The organism is Providencia sp. PROV032 (assembly GCF_028484875.1).
Taxonomy (GTDB): domain Bacteria; phylum Pseudomonadota; class Gammaproteobacteria; order Enterobacterales; family Enterobacteriaceae; genus Providencia; species Providencia rettgeri_E.
Genome location: NZ_JAMPSX010000006.1, coordinates 134,187 through 153,581 on the forward strand (window position 1 = coordinate 134,187; position 19,395 = coordinate 153,581).

Annotated in this window: 19 protein-coding genes; 6 read left to right on the forward strand and 13 right to left on the reverse strand. The window is 35.5% G+C overall.

Annotation, left to right across the window (positions count from 1 at the left end):
• Position 1 precedes the first annotated feature (1 nt).
• Positions 2-2,599 (reverse strand): YdbH family protein, encoded by a 2,598-nt coding sequence (locus tag PSF42_RS07030; RefSeq protein ID WP_272679712.1) that lies wholly within the window; start codon positions 2,597-2,599, stop codon positions 2-4.
• Between the two features lie 234 nt (positions 2,600-2,833).
• Here PSF42_RS07030 and PSF42_RS07035 point away from each other — a divergent pair, with 234 nt between their 5' ends.
• A complete protein-coding gene (locus PSF42_RS07035; RefSeq protein WP_125894861.1) occupies positions 2,834-3,832 on the forward strand; it encodes a 2-hydroxyacid dehydrogenase in 999 nt (332 codons plus the stop codon).
• A gap of 14 nt (positions 3,833-3,846) precedes the next feature.
• The gene (locus PSF42_RS07040) at positions 3,847-4,284 is read left to right on the forward strand and encodes an META domain-containing protein (RefSeq protein ID WP_272679713.1); all 438 of its coding nucleotides are present in this window, start codon (positions 3,847-3,849) and stop codon (positions 4,282-4,284) included.
• 70 nt (positions 4,285-4,354) lie between these two features.
• Here the strand turns inward: PSF42_RS07040 and grxB are convergent, their stop codons facing one another.
• The gene (grxB, locus tag PSF42_RS07045) at positions 4,355-4,993 is read right to left on the reverse strand and encodes a glutaredoxin 2 (protein ID WP_125894800.1); all 639 of its coding nucleotides are present in this window, start codon (positions 4,991-4,993) and stop codon (positions 4,355-4,357) included.
• Positions 4,994-5,892: 899 nt separating this feature from the next.
• Between grxB and PSF42_RS07050 the strand changes: the two genes are divergently transcribed.
• The gene (locus PSF42_RS07050) at positions 5,893-6,204 is read left to right on the forward strand and encodes a helix-turn-helix domain-containing protein (RefSeq protein ID WP_272679714.1); all 312 of its coding nucleotides are present in this window, start codon (positions 5,893-5,895) and stop codon (positions 6,202-6,204) included.
• 187 nt (positions 6,205-6,391) lie between these two features.
• Here PSF42_RS07050 and PSF42_RS07055 read toward each other — a convergent pair whose 3' ends face one another.
• The 10 genes from PSF42_RS07055 to PSF42_RS07100 form a co-directional block, all read right to left on the reverse strand.
• Complete coding sequence (locus tag PSF42_RS07055) at positions 6,392-7,387, reverse strand: fimbrial protein (protein ID WP_272679715.1); 996 nt, start codon at positions 7,385-7,387, stop codon at positions 6,392-6,394.
• The gene (locus tag PSF42_RS07060; protein ID WP_272679716.1) at positions 7,378-9,861 is read right to left on the reverse strand and encodes a fimbria/pilus outer membrane usher protein; all 2,484 of its coding nucleotides are present in this window, start codon (positions 9,859-9,861) and stop codon (positions 7,378-7,380) included. Before PSF42_RS07060 ends, PSF42_RS07055 begins: the two co-directional genes overlap by 10 nt.
• 9 nt (positions 9,862-9,870) lie before the next feature.
• Positions 9,871-10,572, reverse strand: coding sequence for a fimbrial biogenesis chaperone (locus PSF42_RS07065; RefSeq protein WP_272679717.1), 702 nt, complete (start codon positions 10,570-10,572; stop codon positions 9,871-9,873).
• Positions 10,573-10,691: 119 nt separating this feature from the next.
• Complete coding sequence (locus PSF42_RS07070) at positions 10,692-11,312, reverse strand: fimbrial protein (protein WP_213912771.1); 621 nt, start codon at positions 11,310-11,312, stop codon at positions 10,692-10,694.
• A gap of 1,601 nt (positions 11,313-12,913) precedes the next feature.
• The gene (locus PSF42_RS07075; protein WP_125894810.1) at positions 12,914-13,147 is read right to left on the reverse strand and encodes a putative hemolysin; all 234 of its coding nucleotides are present in this window, start codon (positions 13,145-13,147) and stop codon (positions 12,914-12,916) included.
• Between the two features lie 190 nt (positions 13,148-13,337).
• Positions 13,338-13,547, reverse strand: coding sequence for a hypothetical protein (locus PSF42_RS07080; protein ID WP_102140652.1), 210 nt, complete (start codon positions 13,545-13,547; stop codon positions 13,338-13,340).
• Positions 13,548-14,020: 473 nt separating this feature from the next.
• Positions 14,021-14,464, reverse strand: a complete 444-nt coding sequence (locus tag PSF42_RS07085) for a YcgN family cysteine cluster protein (protein WP_102140653.1) — start codon at positions 14,462-14,464, stop codon at positions 14,021-14,023.
• 20 nt (positions 14,465-14,484) lie between these two features.
• On the reverse strand, positions 14,485-15,141 hold the full coding sequence (locus PSF42_RS07090; protein WP_272679718.1) for a fumarylacetoacetate hydrolase family protein: 657 nt from the start codon (positions 15,139-15,141) through the stop codon (positions 14,485-14,487).
• 19 nt (positions 15,142-15,160) lie between these two features.
• Positions 15,161-16,249, reverse strand: coding sequence for a lytic murein transglycosylase (locus PSF42_RS07095; protein ID WP_272679719.1), 1,089 nt, complete (start codon positions 16,247-16,249; stop codon positions 15,161-15,163).
• 48 nt (positions 16,250-16,297) lie between these two features.
• Positions 16,298-16,567, reverse strand: coding sequence for a YcgL domain-containing protein (locus tag PSF42_RS07100; protein WP_102140656.1), 270 nt, complete (start codon positions 16,565-16,567; stop codon positions 16,298-16,300).
• A gap of 129 nt (positions 16,568-16,696) precedes the next feature.
• Between PSF42_RS07100 and minC the strand changes: the two genes are divergently transcribed.
• From minC to minE, 3 genes are read left to right on the forward strand one after another with little or no spacing between them, the layout of a single operon-like run.
• Positions 16,697-17,398: a septum site-determining protein MinC gene (gene minC / locus PSF42_RS07105; RefSeq protein ID WP_125894816.1), complete on the forward strand. Its 702-nt coding sequence runs from the start codon at positions 16,697-16,699 to the stop codon at positions 17,396-17,398.
• Between the two features lie 23 nt (positions 17,399-17,421).
• Positions 17,422-18,237, forward strand: coding sequence for a septum site-determining protein MinD (gene minD / locus PSF42_RS07110; protein ID WP_125894818.1), 816 nt, complete (start codon positions 17,422-17,424; stop codon positions 18,235-18,237).
• 3 nt (positions 18,238-18,240) lie between these two features.
• Positions 18,241-18,525, forward strand: a complete 285-nt coding sequence (minE, locus tag PSF42_RS07115; RefSeq protein ID WP_125894820.1) for a cell division topological specificity factor MinE — start codon at positions 18,241-18,243, stop codon at positions 18,523-18,525.
• Positions 18,526-18,612: 87 nt separating this feature from the next.
• Here the strand turns inward: minE and PSF42_RS07120 are convergent, their stop codons facing one another.
• Positions 18,613-19,377: a TonB family protein gene (locus PSF42_RS07120; RefSeq protein ID WP_125894822.1), complete on the reverse strand. Its 765-nt coding sequence runs from the start codon at positions 19,375-19,377 to the stop codon at positions 18,613-18,615.
• Positions 19,378-19,395 lie beyond the last annotated feature (18 nt).

The following is a 19,395-nucleotide window of genomic DNA, read 5'->3' on the forward strand; positions in this document are numbered from 1 at the left end:
ATTATAAATTTTTTTCCAACCACTCTTCTAAAGAGCTACCAAATCGTAAACTACGCCATAATTGAAAGATATTTTCTTCATGTTGATAATGCAAATGAACTTCACGTTTTTTCTTTTCTTGCGTGTTATACCCTTCAAGGATTGTTTTCATATTTAACAACCCTAAGTTTGTAACATTAACGTCTGTACGGCTGCGTTTTATTTCCAAATATTGTAGCCACCCCATAGCGGAACCCGCAGATATATTATCCTCTCGGATGGAATCAACAAATTGAGTATCTAACCGTAACGTTAATGGCCCACTATTTTCTAACCACCCATCTTTAACTATCCACTCTGGATTATTTAAATAAAAAGGTAACTCACCATTAACTTTACCTGAAACAGCAAACTGTGACACTTTTAATATGGTAAATAACTGACTAAGTTCAATCTGTCTTAATTTTATCGAAGAGGCATGGGTTTGTGGCCAGCGTAGTAAATCCATCGATACCTCACCCCCTAAGGTTTTAAAGCCCACATTAGTCAGTTTTAATGGCCTGTTTTCCGTTGGTGGATATGAACCAGCAAGATCGGCTTTAATATCCGTCAATTCAAATAAATTATTGAGCTTTTTAATACGTAACTCAACAGGTCCCTTCCCCCCTAAAGTCCAGGTACTTTGTTTTAAACGCCATGGTAAAACAAAATCTAATCCTGATAACTCACCATCTTTTAACCAAAGGCTCGTATTTTCTACACGCCAGTGTCCTCCTGCAATAAAACCATCTTCTGGTGTTATTGAGAAAGCAGCTTGAGAAAATAATTTTCCTTGTTTTAATTCAATTCCAAGATCAGCAGGAATTAATGTTTGAAAAGCCGTGACTGACTGCTCAGGCCAACGAGCTTCCCCTCTTAATCTTTCACCATCCCAGCGCCCAAATATGACGATTGGCCCGACATCTTTAGTGCTTAAATCACCTTTAAGTTGAAATTCAGCAGGAGATTTTCCACTAAGATCCGCATTTAATGTAACTTTTGGTAGATAACTTTCAGTACCAAATTGCATTCGTTCACTGGTAAGCTGTAATTGTCCATTAAAATTGGCTTTATTCTGATCACGTTGCCAAACTAATGGCTTACTTAGTTGTAAACGCGGAGCCCTCATCGATAAGAGCCCATATTGTATTTGGTCAAAACCTGTATTTAAGCTATTTAATGTGATTAAAGTGTCCTGCCAACTCCCATTACCCTTAATGTCCCAATTAGCCGATAATGACGGCAAGTTGGCATTTCCCCAATAATTCCAAATCCATTTTCCCTTATCTAATGCAAATTTATTGGCTTTACCATCCAAATGAATATCGAAATCTCCCCAGTACTGTTCTTTAACCTTAAGGATAGCTTGCAAACGCCCTGAAATACCTTCTTCACTTAACGATGTCCCTGCGAGTGGCAATCTAACTTCATTAAGAATAAGTGTTTCAGAAAGCCGACCATAAGCTCTTAATAATGAACTGGATAAAAAAGAGACTTTTGGTGTGGCTAACTGGCCTGAAACCTTGGCTGGTAAATTAATATCCAGCACCATATCATCATATTTAACTTGGCCATGTAGCCTAAAGTTAATATCAGCATCGAGTAAATTTATCTGGGTAGATGGCACCGCTAAGACAATATTGGCTTTCCCTTTCTTTGCTTGTGTGAGCATGTTAATGCGCCCAGAAAATACCATTTCACTTAATGTATTATTCCAGTTATCAACTTGAAGGCTGATACCGCCTTGTAAAGGAATATCTGCTTCTTTCCATTGCCACTTCCCTTGCGCTATTTGTATTCTAGAAGGCGATAGTAACCATGGTAAATAAAGCAATTCTTCCTTTGTGTCTGTATCCATGACACTAAAGACGCCTTGGTCATTCAACCAACTGAATTTAGCTTGTAAGAATTTTTCTGGGTTGATTAACTTAAAATAAGCATTCAGCTCGCCTTTTTCTGGAAGCTGATTTGCCATTAAGGGGAGTTGCACATCACCAAATAATTCTATTGTTTGCTTTTGTTCTGGTAGAAATGCTAAAAAATTTTGAATGACTAATTGGTGTTCCCTGTTTATTAAAGATGACAACCTTAGATTGTCGCCGCTAAAATCAAATTCTAGAGGGTTAGCCTGATTTTTACGTAACCAGATACTGCCTTGGTAATCACTCCATGGCTGTATGTTGGCATTATTTATAACTAATGAAAAAACAGGAATATTACCGATAACGTCTGCAATATTAATCGGATCATTATCTGTTTCATTCGTTGGCTCAAGAGCACTCAAACATTCAGTTTTAACATCAAGGCTATCCACAATAGCATGCAAGGGAAAGATTGAAAGCCTTGTGCTATTCAACTGAACTAATGTGCAATCATTTGCTGTTATACTGATATTTGCTATACCTAATTGGCCATGACTAATTCTTGGTTCTGAAAACGACAGTTTAAATGGCTTAGGAAGATAGTATGATGCAACAACAGGAGCCCAATGGGATATCGTTATCCATAAAAGTATTAAGAGAGCAATGCTTCCACCCAAAAAGCAGAGTAATATTCTGAATGCTCTTTTCATTAACTGCATTACTACGTCCCTTGTTTGAATTGTTCTGTAGCGCAAATGATAAATTTCAACAAAATCGTCTCATTAAACGCGATACTCACAAAGATAAACCACATTCAATCGTAAACAGATACCTATTTTCTTAATTTATAGGTGATTTACAAACTTAATTGTCTTATTCTGAGTTTATATTTTGTAGGTACACCTTTTTACCTACTCTTTTCTAATTGGTTCCTAAAAATTGGAGTCTTTATGATGAAAATTGTTTCTTATAGTACCAAACAGTATGACCGCAAGCACATGGAACAAGTTAATCAAAATTCTGGATTTAATTTTAGTATTGAATATTTTGATTTTCCATTGACGGTTCAGACAGCTAAAAATGCTGTTGGTGCCGACGCTGTCTGTATTTTCGTTAACGACGAAGCTAATCGTGCTGTTTTAGAAGAACTTGCCGCACTCAATATTCGAATTTTAGCTTTACGTTGTGCTGGTTTTAACAATGTTGATTTACAAGCAGCTAAAGAATTAGGTATCCAAGTTGTTCGAGTCCCTGCTTATTCTCCTGAAGCCGTTGCAGAACACGCAGTTGGGATGATGCTATGCCTTAATCGCCGGATCCACCGGGCGTACCAGCGTACGCGAGATGCAAATTTCTCTCTTGAGGGATTAACCGGTTTTAATATGCATAACCGCACCGCTGGCATTATCGGTACCGGGAAAATTGGCCAAGCGACGCTACGTATTTTAAAGGGCTTTGGAATGCGTTTACTCGCACATGACCCATACCCGAACCAAGCTGTTTTAGATTTGGGTGCTGAATATGTTGACTTAGATACTCTATATGAACAATCAGATATTATTTCTCTTCATTGCCCATTAACACCTGAAAATCATCACCTACTCGATGAAAATGCATTCAAGAAGATGAAAAATGGGGTCATGATCATCAATACAAGTCGAGGTGCGTTAGTCGATTCTGTTGCCGCCATCAATGCACTAAAATCACAAAAAATTGGCGCATTAGGTATGGATGTATATGAAAATGAACGTGATTTATTCTTCGAAGATAAATCTAATGACGTAATACAAGATGATGTTTTTCGCCGACTTTCTTCTTGTCATAATGTATTATTTACTGGGCATCAAGCGTTTTTAACAGAAGAAGCATTAACAAGTATCAGTCAAACTACGCTAAATAATATCCGTCAAATTAGTTGTGGGGAAGCTTGCCCTAATATTGTTAACGCATAGTTGGATCTGGGATTATGAAACGCCTAATTCCACTTACTATTTTGGGTTTATTGCTAGCAGCATGCCAAACTCATCAAGTCAATGCGCGTAATGATGACCAAGCACTTGAAAATAAATTGATGCACCACCGTTTTATTTTAACTGAAGTAAATGGTAAAACGATTAACAGTAAACAGACCGCCCCTTTCCTTGCTTTTGGCGAAAAAATGTTTGTTTCTGCATCAATGTGTAATGATTTCAACGGGTTTGGCGATATCAAAAACGCAAAAATTACCGTAAAAAACTTAAGTAGGACTGAACTCGAATGCGTTGATGAAGATTTATCCAAATGGGATTCAGTGATAAATCGAGCACTGTCTGAAGGTGCGATAATTTCATTGAAAAACAACAAGCTCGTATTAACTCAAGGCCATTACAAGTTAGTTTATACACTACGCGACTACGTCAATTAACGAATACATCCCGCCTCTTTTAGAGGCGGTAAACGTTTGCCAAGAAACACTAAACTGGCAGCTAGATAGACTATTTAGCCTTATCAAATAACAAATTAATATTCGAGGATTCTGCAATTCGTTCCATATAGTTGCGAATGTTTGTGCTAAATGCTAAGTGCTCAACTATGCTCAAGCTACGTAAAGTTGGAAAAATAATAAAATCATTAATATCAATGACTTCACCCCGTGTTTCTAGCCACGCATCTAATAACGACAGTTGGGGCTCTAATTCAACTAACAGCGTATGCGTTTCTTTTTTAAGCTCGTTTAAATCACCATAAGATTTTGATGTTCTAGCGATATATGCAGCTCTGGCTTCTGCTGTACTAATTTCAGGGAAATCAGTTTGTGTAAAACGTGGTGTCACAAGCTTATATACCACAGCAGAAACCGCTTTAGACCAAGCCTCTATTTCTGGCGCGATACTCCCACCAGCATATTTAGGTTCATTAATACTATCCACATAATGAACAATATCTAAGCTTTCAGGTAAATAACTCCCATCATCTTTTTGTAGAATAGGCAGCATTTTCCGACCAATCATTTTTGTCGGTGTTTCGATGTCATCATCGAATAACACAATTTGCTCTACCGCTAACTTTTTTAAACCAAAAATCATTCTTGCTCTGACACAAAATGGACAGTGATCATAAATATATAATTTCATTGTTAACCTCGCTAGTTTGGTATTAAAAGCCCAATAGGTTTTATACAGTATACTTCAGTGCCCATATTTATGCTTTATCACGCTTATGAAATTTTGTCTAACACTAGGAAAATAAATATGTTAAGTGCACAAAATCCCAAAAAAAGAATATAGGACATGCCACAATATACTCAGCAATGACAATACCTGAGTAGAATATGCTGTTAAAATCTATGGCAATTATCCTTTTTGATAATATTGAAACCTTTGATGTCATCTAACCTATTGAAGCACCAGATAGTTTTATCGCGAATAATTTAACTTAATAATCAATTGTTATGGCAACTTCAAACTATCGCAAATAGTATTGCACTTAAAATGGAATACATATGAAATCAAAATACTGAACATAACCTATTCTCTAAGTAATCATTTGAGATGATTTAAAGGTTTATTATATATCAATTTAATTGATATATAATAGATGTTATTAATTTCTTTCTTTGCTTTTAATACACGATTATTTATATTAAATTTTTAAAAACCAAAAAATTAACATGACAGAACAATAAATTAACCTTAAATCTATAGATGTAACATTGTCAGCCTATCATAACCAACTGATTTTAAATTAAAGATAAAATCTGCAGTCAAAAAAACAAAATAAAATTTTAAAAAATTAAATTTAAACACTCTTTTGTATGGAGAAATAAATATAGATATATTTACTTATTCACCAATAATAACCATAATAAAAATAATGTCATTATATTGCAAATGTTCAAATTATAAATAGAGATTCTCATCATAATTATGTTCATTAAAACTTTTAAATTCGTTTGTTTTTTAATATACTATTAAGCGTAATTTAAATTAAGTGCATTAAATAATAATTTTTCCTATAAAATTGAGGATGTCATATGGACATTCATACTATAATTGGTATTAAAATAAAAAACCGGAGAAAAGAACTCGGTCTATCAGGCGCTAATTTAGCTGAAAAATTAAATTTAAGCCAACAACAAATATCACGTTATGAAAATGGCATTAACAAAATTCCAATTAATCATTTAGTTGATATCGCTGAAGCATTAAATTGCCCGATTGAATGGTTTTTTCAAGGTTACGTAAGCAATTCAAAATTAAATAAAAATGAACTATCCAAAGAGATAAGTCAAGAGCTAAGATACACAGCTGAAACAGTTATCGTCCCTTCTAAAGATCATTATTAATCGATATGAAATATTAATTTCATATAAATAAAATACAAGTAGCATAGCTATTGTATGCCATGTTACTTTCACTTTACTTACTTTTATATAAATAAAAAATGGCTAATCCTCTACATGAGGATTAGCCATTTCTCAAATTTTATAAAATTAGCCAACAGTATTATTAATAAATTTAATATATAAAACTTTAATCATAGGTAATATTGAAAACCATTTTAGAGTTAACTTCTCCAGCAGAGATTGCTCGCTCATATTGGTAATAACGAGCCTTATAATTTAAGTCAAGATACTTGGTTTGCTTGTCAACTAAATTTCCAACTTTATATTTTTCATTAAACATAAGTGGTTTATTACGGTTACGCTCTAAAACTTGTATGCCAACTCCCGCAGCTCCACTGGAAGATTTATTTTGATTAACCAAAACCCCTTGTCGGTTATTCATATTTTTTGGAATCTCACCGCTGAAAGTCATATTAACATTTGCAAAACCTGAAATACTAACCCCTCCACTGCATATTAAGCGAATATCAAAATCTTTTTCACCCGCAGTTGTTCCAGTACCATTCAATTGTGATCGTTTAATTGGGTCAAGATAAACATTTTTTTCCGTTCCCCCTTCAACTTGGCAAGAAGGAGAAACGATTGTTATGGCTTCTGCATCTAATTTAGTAATCAAAAATGGGTCATTATTTGGAATATAGCCATAAGATGTATAAAGACCACTAGCTATAGTTCCAGATCCCGTAACAGGAGCTGTTTTCACCAATGTTAAAATAAACTTTGATCCCGCGAGATAATAGTTACTTGAGCTTGGTGCATAAAATGTGTCCGGATACGTCATTCTCACCGCACCTTCTCGGTGAAATTTCATACCAATTCCTGGAACATTTGTCTGGTAAATTTTATTACCCACTGGAACTAGACTAGGCATAGTCACCGAAGCCGTTATCGGTGTATTTCTAGTACAATACGCATATATAGCACTTGAGTTTTCACGCATATCCCAAGTTTGCTCCGCAATGGTATCACCAACATTTAAGTTAGGGTCTACCACGACTCTCCCCATCTGCATATTTAATACATAAGTATGAGTTGAGGTTCTATTACAATACGCAGAAGCATAACTAGCGGTAAGAAGCACACCAACTCCGATATACAAGCGAATTTGTTTCGTTATTGACATAAACTTTCCTTACTATCGCCAGCTTCTAAAGAAAATACACATTGTCCATTTTCCCACTTTATAATTGCAATTCTTGCGGTTTCACTACTAATAAATACGGTTCCACCTTGGCCAACAATACCTATGGACTCACCATCGCTATCAGTTACATTAGCCCCAAATGGCAATGGTTTATTTCCGGGTCTTATAACATTAAATGCAATATTCTTTTCGACTTTAGTACCAAATTTAACTTTAACGATACTTCCTTCATAAGGAACAACTTGTGTAGACGTATTATCAAAAACAATATCTTCGGGGCTTCCTTTTGGATCGATTTCAACATTATTTATGCGATATGCTCTAACATAAGGAGCAACTGCATAACCATTTCCATCAATTCGAGTTCCAGGAGCCCCCATAATTGACGCACCTTCAGCCCCTTTCGCTTCAATCAGAGCTAATGTTGTTGATGTATTTGGTGTTAATGTTACACCTTCAGAGTGCACAATAACTGAACCATTTGCACCGAGACCAAACTGACGATATCCCTGGCCTTGACTATAATTCGCATTCGTATTAACAAATGGTGCTCGATAACCAGTATTCAGACCAATATTTTTTTGCCCACCATTTGCAACTGAAGTATTTATGCCGTAAGTCCAATTATTATCTCTATCAAATGAACCACTCGCACCTATTTGGCTTGCCCCAAATTTTTCATTATTAAATACCGTATTTGAGGTTAATGTTGCACTCTGACTTTCACCAAAATACAGTGGGTAGCTAAAGTTTATATTGATACGATCATCTTTTTTATTATTTGTATTATCTGCATAAACTCTCATAAGGGCGACACCATAAGAAAGGCGGTTAAAGTTATTGTTATAACTTAGTTGATATTGCTTTTCTGTCCCCGACTTATCCCAGTAATTAGAAATACGGCCTGTAAAATAAATCCCACCATAACCATCAGGAAGATTTTGATTCACTGTATAGCTAAAACCATTTTTCTCACGCCCTAAGGTATTCTCTACACCACGCTTATCATTATCTATCGCATATAGTGCATTACTGACGTTATAGTAATCCTTCGTTGAATACCGATAAGCAGCTAATACTAAGTTAGTATCAGTTTGGGTAAATAACCGACTAAATGTGAAACGGTAACTTTGCCCAGTTTCTGTTCTATATTTGAATACAGTTCTCGACTGAGTTAAATCTACAGCAACAGCTCCATAGCCGGTGTTAACACCAGTACCCACTAAATAAGCTTGATAATCGTCAAATGCAGTAACACCACCATAGAGCGTAAATGTATTATTTAAGCCGTGCTGGATAGTGCCTTGCATAATGAATGGTCGATTTCTCAATCCATCAGAATCTGCTTTACCACCAGCAACTTGATAACGTGTAAATCCAGGGCGTAATAATTGTGCTAAAGATGAATATGGCACGCTAAAGCTACTTTCACTTCCATCAGCTTCTTTTACTGTAACAACCAAATCATTTCCGTAACCGGATGGATAGACGTCCGTTAAACTAAAAGGCCCTGGTGCAACTGTTGTTTGATAAATAATAGCGTTATTCTGCATTACTGTTACTAAAGCATTACTTTGTGCTATTCCTCTGATTTCTGGTGCATATGTTGCCGTTCCATCAGGATACATATTGTCATCTGTTGCTATTTTTGCACCACGTAAACTAATGCTGTCAAAGAGATCACCATCCGTATAAAACTGCCCTGCTGTCGCTTTTGACTTTAGTTCAGCAATTGGCTTTTGCAGATATGTTTGATTACTATTCCAATTCGTCCCACCATGGCGCTGCCAATTAAGGTTTCCAATATGTTTCAATAACCAACCATCAAAACTTAAACCCGCATTTAACCCTAAATACGCACTAGCGTTATTTGTTCCTTTCGAACCACTAGTATGGTTATCATAATAGTTAGCCATATAGCCTATATTTAATGCAGGAATACCTGTATCCCAAAATTGAGGGGAAACATATCCACGGGAAACTCTCTGTTCATATATTTGCGGAACAGAAATATCTAAGCGCAATGTAGAAGAATGAAATGTATCAACGACATCTTTGTGATCATTCCAGTCCTTCAAAGGTAAACAAGTATTGCTATCTTTACCCATGGTAGGGTTTAGTTTTTCAATATTAATGCCAAAATTAGAAAGCATTTCTGGTGTATAACACACAGCTAATTGGCCATTTTTTTGTTCTTCAAAATTAAGATCGTAGCGTCCCTTCCAATTATTATTTGTATATACATCAACTGAATATTTTCCGGGGCTAATCCCTGAAGAATTGAATCGTGTTAAATCAACATCTTCTTTGCTACCTATAATAAAACCACTATTAAACTCATAGGTTGTATCTTCTTCACCCCAAGCATAAAACGTAGGCACTATGCATGCAGTGACAAAGCAAGTCACAGAGAGCGTATTGCTATATTTATTTATTAACTCTCGCTGTTTCATTATATATTCCTATTTAACGGTGGTTTTCACCGCAATATCTGAACCATAATCATTGATATTATTAATTACGATATGAGTTCCTGACCTTACGATTTTTTTTAATTCAACTATTTCTTGATTTTTTGGTTCTAATAAAATTGTTTTTTCATTCAACCCAGATCTACCATCCGTTGAAATTTTTGTAATAGTAATATAGTAAGGCGTTGGATTATCTATAATAATACTCTTACCATTGGCTTTTATAACAAGCTGCTCTGGTGCTAATTCACGGCTACTCAAACCTGTTGGACGATAAAAAAATTTAAATCTAGAACGAATCGCTAATTGTAATACATTTTGATTATCCCCATCTTTAGCTTTAGCCATAGGGGGAATATCTAATATATTCAACCACCACAAGCTTTCACGATCTTGAGGGATACTTTCTTTATCCATTAGTTTGATTCGTAAAGTTTGCCCTCCTTTAGCTTCTACACGAGATATGGGAGGTGTGATCTGAAATGGTGTTTTTATCGTGTCTGGTGTTTCTGACGCATCACCTGTATCAAGCCACGCTTGTGCGATTGCAGGACGCTCGGCAGTATTATTTAATTGCACGGTAATTTCTTTTTCATTTCCTGGATAAATAAACCGTGTACCGTTAACAATAATGTTATTCGCAAATGAATGCATACTAAAAATAAAACAGAAGATAAATACTATTGCTTTCATTTGAACCTCAAAATAAAAGCGGCAGTATACCTACCGCTTATCAAAGTAAAGCTATTTAAATTAATATCTAAAGAATACCTACTTAACCAAAACCAATAAGAAATTAACTGACTAGTTTATTATTGATAAGTAATTTCATAAGTTGCATAACTTTTAACTTCACCTGTTGTTACATCTTTTGGTGTAGAAGTTGCGTAGCCAACGTAATATTGGAAGCGAGCTCCATTTTCAACTTTATCCAAATCGCCTTTAACTTTTTTCTGAGATGGGTTACCAGGAATGATTTTACCCGATAAATCAGAACTATCATCAGTTGAAAGTGCTAATTGAATATTTTTAGCACCTGTAGTTTCAGTATTTGCTAAATAACCTTCTGAGTTACCTGATGCACCCTGCAGTAAGTTACCGCCAGTCCAATTAACATTTAATAATGTTTTATCAATAGCGGAATCATTAGTAACATCTTTAACATCTGCTGCAACACAGTTCGTTACGTCAATAACAAAAGACTTTGGTTTTAACAATGTATCCGCACCACCATCACGTACTTCTGCTAATGATACAGGTGCTAAGTAAACGCTGGCATCGCTGCCTTGACCATCAACAGAAACAGTACAAGAAACATCTGTTACTTTACCGTGAAAGTTAACTTGGCCGCCACCAACGTTGGTGCTTGCAGCGTTAGCTGTTGATAAACCAATAATAGTTGTTGCAATCGCAGTCAGTAGTACTTTCTTCATTTTTATTTCCTAATATGAGGGTATTTATTTTTACATTAAAAAGAACTGATTAAGTTTTGGTTATTGGTAAGTAAAAAATAAAAATCTGCTCATACATAGAGTATGATTTGCAGTTTACGTTTCACTTTGAACCATTTGTATTAATGCAAATAAATATATTTCTTAATTAGTCCTATTTAGAATTTATAATCATATGCTCTATATGATTTCGATGAGAGGATACATAATAACTTAAGTTTTATTAAATCGTTTTTTTCATCACTTATTTATTTTTTGATAGGCAAGGACTATTAAAAATGATCTATTGATTGGATTACCTGATAGTTAGCTTTCACTAATTTACTCGTAAACGGATTAACATTTAGATTTAAACGCAAACAAAATACGTATTTACGACAAAAAAAAACAAAAAATCATAAATATTTAGATTATTAAAAACGGCAAAAAACACCACATTTAGATTAGATTTCTATTTTCATTAATATATTGATACTTTTTGTTGCAAAGTAAGCGCGAAACACATCACTTATTGATCGTCCATTTAAGAATCATACATTATTTATGTTAATGATTTGCGACTTATGAATATATGTCATATCTAACAATGATAAACCTTGAATTTCGCATTATTATGCTTGAATATCAAATTAACACATTATGAGTGTATATATACTTTTTTATATTAACAGTCTACTTTAGTTAAAATTAAAACTTAAAAAAAAATATATTACGATATAAACATCTATTTTAACCTAGATTTCAAAATAAATGGAATATGGGAAATAAATTAGATAGAAGGAATAGTGATAAAATCGCAATATAATTCTTTATTCATTCAATATGCTGTTGACGTAAAAATTGGAATATCAAAGTATTTAGCCAATACCCATGTTAAAAAAAATTATCATTATTTTTGATATAGAATAAGAAAACCGGATCAACTGTACAAACTATAATCTACAAGATGTCAATTTTCTTGTTTTATAACCTTATGAAAATATGCATATTTTGTTAAAACGGATATCTTGTAAAAAACCGAACCGGATTACAAAATTTGGCATTAAGAATATTCCTAAATAGCTCTTTTAGTGCATTAAAGTGTGATCCAATACAATAAGTCATCGATAAAAGATGCTTTTCTCTTCTGCCATTTTCTACTATCAGGATAGTTTAGCGTCTTTTTAGTGAATCAATCCTTCTAATAAGCCCAGTTTATCTGGCGATTACATAACATAAGGTAGCTGTTTCTATTTTAGTACAACAAATTACGGGTTATGAGACATTAGTGGATAAAAATATTTTATATCAATAATTTGGCATAGAAAGCTCCTGACCACCTTACTAAATCCATATGCAACCATCAAAATGTCGTAAAGATCTCTTATAATGTGTTTATTGCGTATTTTCCATGTGCATTAACACCGTTATCTTGTTGATCAACATATGAAAATATACCCAACACTAGAAGTTATACTGGAAATAGTAATATCGGCTAATTTCAAGAACTGATTAATATAGAATAGAAAAATTATTAGAGAGGAACTACAGCAAAAATCTCACAAAATATTTCTGCTGATAGCTGTTAAGAAGTGAAAGATTGACTAGTGTTTGTTCTGCCGGTATAGAGCCCATTCCTCTACTTTTTCGCCTGATGGTAAAATACAGTACCCTACTTGCCCATCCTCTGTATTCAAAATTTCTAGTGCCCCCCCAATTTGCTCACAATATACTGATGCGGGATTTGCCATGCCTACATTCTTTGGCTCCATTTCAGTATTATTGGAAACACATCCAGAAAGAACAACCAAACCAGCTAACACAAGTATTTTCTTCATAAGAGATATTCTTCTGATTAATTTGAAACATCATTTATTATAATCGAGCGAAACCAATATAAACTCAATTTCATTCAGAAATGAAACAATATCGCATTAAGTGTTCAATATTGTATCGGTAACGGTCACTAAAAAAGCAATTATTGATGCTCTGCTTATATCTATCAATATCTGGGTTGTATTAATAAACTCACTTGCGTCGCTTATTGTCAAATAGGACAATTAAAACGCCAAAAAATGCGACCAGCAAGCTACCAATGATATAATTCTGTCTATCAAATGCCAGCCCTGTATCTTTCACACTCTCCCCATATACAATAGGAATGCTCACATCCATATTGTAAGAGATAATCGCAGTAACGAGACCAATAATTGTGAGCACCACCCCAAATGTTTTCATTTCTATCCCCTTATGTCGCTTTTACCAAAATAGATTAGCCAAGTATTTTGAGAAAAGCAAAATGAGAGGTCACAAATTATATAATATTTTCTTAAATGAAAACTTTGCAGCTTAACCTACAACGCGTAAAAATTAGTGGGTAGACAGTTTTAAAGATGGATTTTCATATACTCAAACTTTTAAGTCAGGAAACTTAATATTAGAGGGTTAACATCGAGTATTTATTAGAAATAATTCTTATTATTAATAACGAAAATAATCACACCCAGTCTGAATGTGATTATTATTTTCTTTCATATAAAACCGCATGATACCGCGATTAAAATGTATAGACCATCATCAATGTAGCTTGGCTAAATTTTTCAAAAAAAGAGAATATTGCAGGCAAAATGGCAATATTTAAAATGGCAAATAAGCCTACTGCTGGCAAAGATATTTACATAATGATTTACTGTATATTTGAGGTATTACTACTAGCCTCTTCCTATCATGGGCCTATTCATTATGTGTTCCTCCCAATCCACCACATCAATTTCTCTGACAGCAATATGGCGAACAGACACACCTTCATTATGCATTGCCGCTTTAGAGCCTGTTTTTAATGGGTGCCAAGCAGGAAGAGATTTTCCTTCTAATAACAACCGGTAAGCACAAGTGCTTGGCAACCATTCAAATGTTTCTAAGTTATAACGATTAAGCTTTATACAATCCGCTTCATAACTGAACCGGTCTTCATAATGCTTACACTGGCAAGTTTTTAAATTTAGCTGATTACAGGCAACATTAGTAAAATAAATTTCATCGGTATCTTCATCCATTAATTTGTGCAAGCAGCATTGCCCGCAACCATCACAGAGAGATTCCCATTCTTCATCTGTCATTTCATCTAAAGTTTTAACTTGCCAGAACTGCGACATAATACTTATTAATCCTATATTTAAATAACCCGAGTAGTCAGCGAGTGATCATTAATTGATAATTTTAGCATATCACCAGAAACTAATGGGCCAACACCTTCAGGTGTTCCCGTTAAGATGACATCCCCTGCACGTAGTGTGAAAAAACGGGACATGTAGCTAATCAGCGGTAAAATTGGTGTGATCATATCACGCGTCGAACCCTCTTGGCGAACTTCACCGTTGATTTCCAGTGAAAGCTGAACATTTTGTAAGTCATTCGGGCTACTAACAGGAATAAAACCAGAAATTGGGCATGAACCATCAAATGATTTGCTTTTTTCCCATGGCTGACCTGCTTTTTTAAACTTAGCTTGCAAGTCACGTAAGGTTAAATCTAATGCAACCGCATAACCTGCAATAGAACGTGATACGCGGTCTTCATCTGCATTTTTTAATGGCATACCAATTAAAATTGCCATCTCAATTTCATGATGAACAGCGCCAAAATCTTTTGGAATAACAATGGATTGAGTAATATCACACAAAGCAGTTTCTGGCTTAATAAAAATAACAGGTTCTTCCGGTGTAGCAGATCCCATTTCTTTTATATGCTTTGCATAATTACTACCAACACAAACAACTTTATTTGCAGGGAAATCAAGTAACGCACCTTGCCAGTCACGATGTTGATACATAATAGTACTCCTATTATCGTTATTGTATTTTATTAGCGATACCATCTGCCATCATGCATACACTCAATGCAAAATAATATGAGCGGTTCCAATGCATAATGGTACGGAAATTTTCAGTCACTAAAAATGCTCTGCCTTCAGGATCATCAGGGATAACTACCCAGGTTTTTACGTCTGAAGACAATTGAGCAAATGCAGGTAATGTAACGCCTAATTCTTGCCATTCACGAACAGATTTCCCTTGTTCCGCTTTTACGCCTTCCAACGTTTTATTAAAATCTATGGGTAAATTAACTTGGTAACCCCATGGTAATTGAGCTTGCCAACCTTCTGTTGATAAATAATTAGCAATGGATGCAAACACATCAGATTTATTATTCCAAATATCCATTTTGCCATCACCGTCACCATCTGCTGCGTAGGACAAATAAGAGGTTGGCATAAATTGGCTTTGGCCCATGGCGCCAGCCCATGAACCTTTGAGCTGTTGATCTTCTGAAATATAACCTTTGTCCATTATCTCAAGTGCAGCTAATAATTGCTTGCTAAAAAGCGCTTCTCTGCGGCCTTCAAATGACAGTGTTGCAAGCGCAGAAACAACATCTTCTTTACCTTGCGAGCGCCCAAAACCACTTTCTAATCCCCATAACGAAACTATAAACTGAGGTGGGACGCCATATTTATCACTGATAGCATCTAGAGTGGGTTTATTTTCTAAATATTTGTTATAGCCAGCATTGATACGCGATTGTGGGAGTACATTTTTTAGATAGCTTGCTAACGTAACCGTCGCCCTTTTCTCTGGTTGGCCTTTATCTGCTTTCACAACACGCTCAATAAAATGAATATTAGCAAAAGCACGCTCAATGGTGGCAGGTTTAATCCCCTGAGCAATAGCATGTTCTTTCAATAATTCCACATAAGCAGGAAATTGTGATGGTTCACGTTGTTCAATAGGGAATGCTTTATCTAAAGCAGAGACTTCTTGGGCTATAGCCGCATTTTGTTCTGCGGTAATCGGGTAAGTAACAACTGATTCATTCTGTGTTGCAGAACAACTTGTTAAAAATAAGCCAGCGACTAATGTATATAATAACGTTGGTTTCATTCGTCTCCTCCAGACTATCTTTGCTTTTCAGGATTTTCTTAATTTGCTCTAGTTATTCAGTTCTTTATGTTCTGAAAGCAAATCCTCCACCGGAGGTGGGAACTGTAAGTAATAACCAACTTCTAAGAGGTCTAATTTAACCTTTGCCAAGTCAGCATTGGCGAGCCTTTCACGTTTATCTAATGAGATAAGCATGGCAAATTGAGGTGTTCCAAATTGAGCTAATAATTCATCAGGAACACGTGAAAAATCATCTTTCTTCTCAATATAAAGATAAGTTTGGTCACGCTTAGGGCTTCTATAAATTGCACAAATCATTATATTTAACTCTTTTTCTTAGTTCATTAGCTTGCTTGAAGTATATAGTAACTATAACATGCTATTGTTTTACAGAATATCTTCACCCGAGGATTGTTTCGGAAATTTTAATTTGCTGAGTCTGGATAGATGCCACAATCGCCAATAGAACTTAAAGGCAGCAGTTTTACTCTTTCAGTAATTCACTTATACAGTGAAGAGCCTAAACTCATCAAAAAAGCGCTGCAAGATAAAGTAAATCAGGCTCCTGATTTCTTTAAGAATGCCCCTGTCGTGATTAACATTGCTGAATTATCCCCAAATGCCGATTTACAGAGTATTCATAAATCTGTTATTTCTGCGGGATTGCGTATTGTTGGGGTCAGTGGATGTACTGACCCACAGATACGGAAAAAAGTAAACGATGCGGGTTTACCGATTTTAAATGAAGGTAAAAGTCAAAAGCCTGTTGAAATTCAGCCTGAACCTCAGACTGCGACAGTTCAAGCTGAACCTTTATATCGTAAAACTCGTATTATCAATACCCCTGTTCGTTCTGGGCAACGTATTTATGCACCAAATAGTGATCTGATCGTCACAAGCAATGTTAGTGCAGGTGCAGAACTATTAGCAGATGGTAATATTCATATTTATGGCGTGATGCGAGGCCGTGCATTAGCTGGAGCCTCTGGTGATATTGAAAGTCAGATTTATTGTACTCATTTGCAAGCTGAACTGGTCTCAATTGCAGGTGAATATTGGCTGAGCGATCAAATCCCTGCTGAATTTCTCGCCAAAGCAGCTAAACTTTGTTTAGTTGATAATAAACTTAACATCGAATATTTAAATTAGACCTTATTTACAAGGAATTATTCATGGCACGCATAATTGTAGTGACTTCAGGTAAAGGTGGCGTTGGTAAAACCACTTCAAGCGCGGCCATAGCTACTGGCCTGGCACAAAAAGGGAACAAAACGGTAGTGATCGATTTTGATATCGGCCTACGTAACCTTGACCTTATCATGGGGTGTGAACGTCGAGTAGTCTATGACTTCGTAAACGTTATTCAAGGTGATGCAACCCTTAATCAGGCTTTAATTAAAGATAAGCGCACCGAGAATTTATTTATTTTACCCGCTTCACAAACGCGCGATAAAGACGCATTAACGCGTGAAGGCGTTGGCAAAATTCTTGATGAATTGAGTGACGACCTTGGTTTTGATTTTATTGTTTGTGATTCCCCTGCCGGCATTGAAAGTGGTGCCTTAATGGCACTCTATTTTGCTGATGAAGCCATTATTACAACCAATCCAGAAGTTTCTTCCGTTCGTGACTCTGACCGTATTTTAGGTATTTTAGCGTCAAAATCACGTCGTGCAGAAAAAGGCGATACGCCAATTAAAGAACACTTATTATTAACACGCTATAACCCCGGTCGTGTAACGCGCGGCGATATGCTAAGCATGGAAGATGTTCTGGAAATTCTATGTATTCCTTTGATTGGTGTAATTCCTGAAGACCAATCTGTACTGCGCTCCTCTAACCAAGGTGAGCCGGTCATTTTGGATACAGAATCTGATGCAGGCCAAGCCTATGATGATTGTGTTGCGCGTATTTTAGGTGAAGATCGCCCTATCCGTTTCATTGAAGAAGAGAAAAAAGGTTTCTTAAAACGCCTATTTGGGGGGTAAATAATGGCTTTATTGGATTTCTTTCTGTCGAGAAAAAAAACGACAGCGAATATCGCAAAAGAGCGATTACAAATCATCGTCGCTGAACGTCGCCGTGGTGATAGCGAGCCCCCATATCTTGCTGATATGAAACGCGATATTTTGCAAGTTATCTGTAAATATGTGCAAATTGACCCTGAAATGTTGTCATTGCAATTTGAACAAAAAGACGATGATATTTCTGTTTTGGAATTAAATGTCACACTTCCTGAAGGTGATGAAATTAAAACCACGACAGCAGAAAAATAATTCGCAAAGAAGCCGCTATACATTATGGCGGCTTGCTTTTTACTACGTAATTTACCCTGATTAATCAGAGTTATGTTTTTAATCTCTTTATAGCTCAAATTTAATTTCCAACGTGTGCTGTTTTCTTAGACCTTCCGGTGGCACTCCCACAGAGCGGCTCTTTAGTGTTGCAGCTAACGCGGCTTCGTCCAGTTGAACATGCATAGAAGACTTTGCAATACTCACCTTTGTGATCTCCCCCAATGGCGTAAGCGTAAAATTCACCAGAACCGTTCCTTGAACATTGGTATTTCTCGCTTTTCTTGGGTAACGTTTATGTCGTTCAATTTCACTACGTAATTTGTCAATATAACTTTGGTAGTTTGAATCTGTTGCGTTTCCTACCGAGGCCGTTCTTTGTGCTCCCGCTTGGCCTGCTGCATAAGATTGGCTATCGTTTTTACCTACACGCTGTTCTTGTTTTACATCATCACTTTTTTGTTCCTGTTCTTTCTGCTTAATCACTTTTTTATTTGGTTGTTTTTGTTCTTTTTTCTCGATAATTTTTTTTTGTTTTTCTGACACTTTATTTTCATCACTACGCGTATTTTTTTTATTAGCAACTTTAATTACAGCATTTTCATTTTGTTGTGACTCTGCAAGTAAGCCTCCCGCTAGCTTATTATCTAATGTGACGTCATTTGTTTGTTTTTCAATTACATTTTGTGTCAATGCAACAGAGACGATAGCCGCATATATTGGTGTGTAAATTTGTGCAGAACGTGTTTTCTCTATATTTAAACAATAAAAAACGATGCCGAAATGAAATAATAAAGAAACCATCACAGCAAGATTAAAACGTAGAGTAATCATTTTAATATCCCTAACAAC

Excerpts from the sequence above, each read along its gene's own strand:
- PSF42_RS07030 (WP_272679712.1), bottom strand. The coding sequence starts at position 2,599 with ATGCAGTTAATGAAAAGAGCATTCAGAATATTACTCTGCTTTTTGGGT.
- PSF42_RS07035 (WP_125894861.1), top strand. The coding sequence starts at position 2,834 with ATGAAAATTGTTTCTTATAGTACCAAACAGTATGACCGCAAGCACATG.
- PSF42_RS07040 (WP_272679713.1), top strand. The coding sequence starts at position 3,847 with ATGAAACGCCTAATTCCACTTACTATTTTGGGTTTATTGCTAGCAGCA.
- grxB (WP_125894800.1), bottom strand. The coding sequence starts at position 4,993 with ATGAAATTATATATTTATGATCACTGTCCATTTTGTGTCAGAGCAAGA.
- PSF42_RS07050 (WP_272679714.1), top strand. The coding sequence starts at position 5,893 with ATGGACATTCATACTATAATTGGTATTAAAATAAAAAACCGGAGAAAA.
- PSF42_RS07055 (WP_272679715.1), bottom strand. The coding sequence starts at position 7,387 with ATGTCAATAACGAAACAAATTCGCTTGTATATCGGAGTTGGTGTGCTT.
- PSF42_RS07060 (WP_272679716.1), bottom strand. The coding sequence starts at position 9,861 with ATGAAACAGCGAGAGTTAATAAATAAATATAGCAATACGCTCTCTGTG.
- PSF42_RS07065 (WP_272679717.1), bottom strand. The coding sequence starts at position 10,572 with ATGAAAGCAATAGTATTTATCTTCTGTTTTATTTTTAGTATGCATTCA.
- PSF42_RS07070 (WP_213912771.1), bottom strand. The coding sequence starts at position 11,312 with ATGAAGAAAGTACTACTGACTGCGATTGCAACAACTATTATTGGTTTA.
- PSF42_RS07075 (WP_125894810.1), bottom strand. The coding sequence starts at position 13,147 with ATGAAGAAAATACTTGTGTTAGCTGGTTTGGTTGTTCTTTCTGGATGT.
- PSF42_RS07080 (WP_102140652.1), bottom strand. The coding sequence starts at position 13,547 with ATGAAAACATTTGGGGTGGTGCTCACAATTATTGGTCTCGTTACTGCG.
- PSF42_RS07085 (WP_102140653.1), bottom strand. The coding sequence starts at position 14,464 with ATGTCGCAGTTCTGGCAAGTTAAAACTTTAGATGAAATGACAGATGAA.
- PSF42_RS07090 (WP_272679718.1), bottom strand. The coding sequence starts at position 15,141 with ATGTATCAACATCGTGACTGGCAAGGTGCGTTACTTGATTTCCCTGCA.
- PSF42_RS07095 (WP_272679719.1), bottom strand. The coding sequence starts at position 16,249 with ATGAAACCAACGTTATTATATACATTAGTCGCTGGCTTATTTTTAACA.
- PSF42_RS07100 (WP_102140656.1), bottom strand. The coding sequence starts at position 16,567 with ATGATTTGTGCAATTTATAGAAGCCCTAAGCGTGACCAAACTTATCTT.
- minC (WP_125894816.1), top strand. The coding sequence starts at position 16,697 with ATGCCACAATCGCCAATAGAACTTAAAGGCAGCAGTTTTACTCTTTCA.
- minD (WP_125894818.1), top strand. The coding sequence starts at position 17,422 with ATGGCACGCATAATTGTAGTGACTTCAGGTAAAGGTGGCGTTGGTAAA.
- minE (WP_125894820.1), top strand. The coding sequence starts at position 18,241 with ATGGCTTTATTGGATTTCTTTCTGTCGAGAAAAAAAACGACAGCGAAT.
- PSF42_RS07120 (WP_125894822.1), bottom strand. The coding sequence starts at position 19,377 with ATGATTACTCTACGTTTTAATCTTGCTGTGATGGTTTCTTTATTATTT.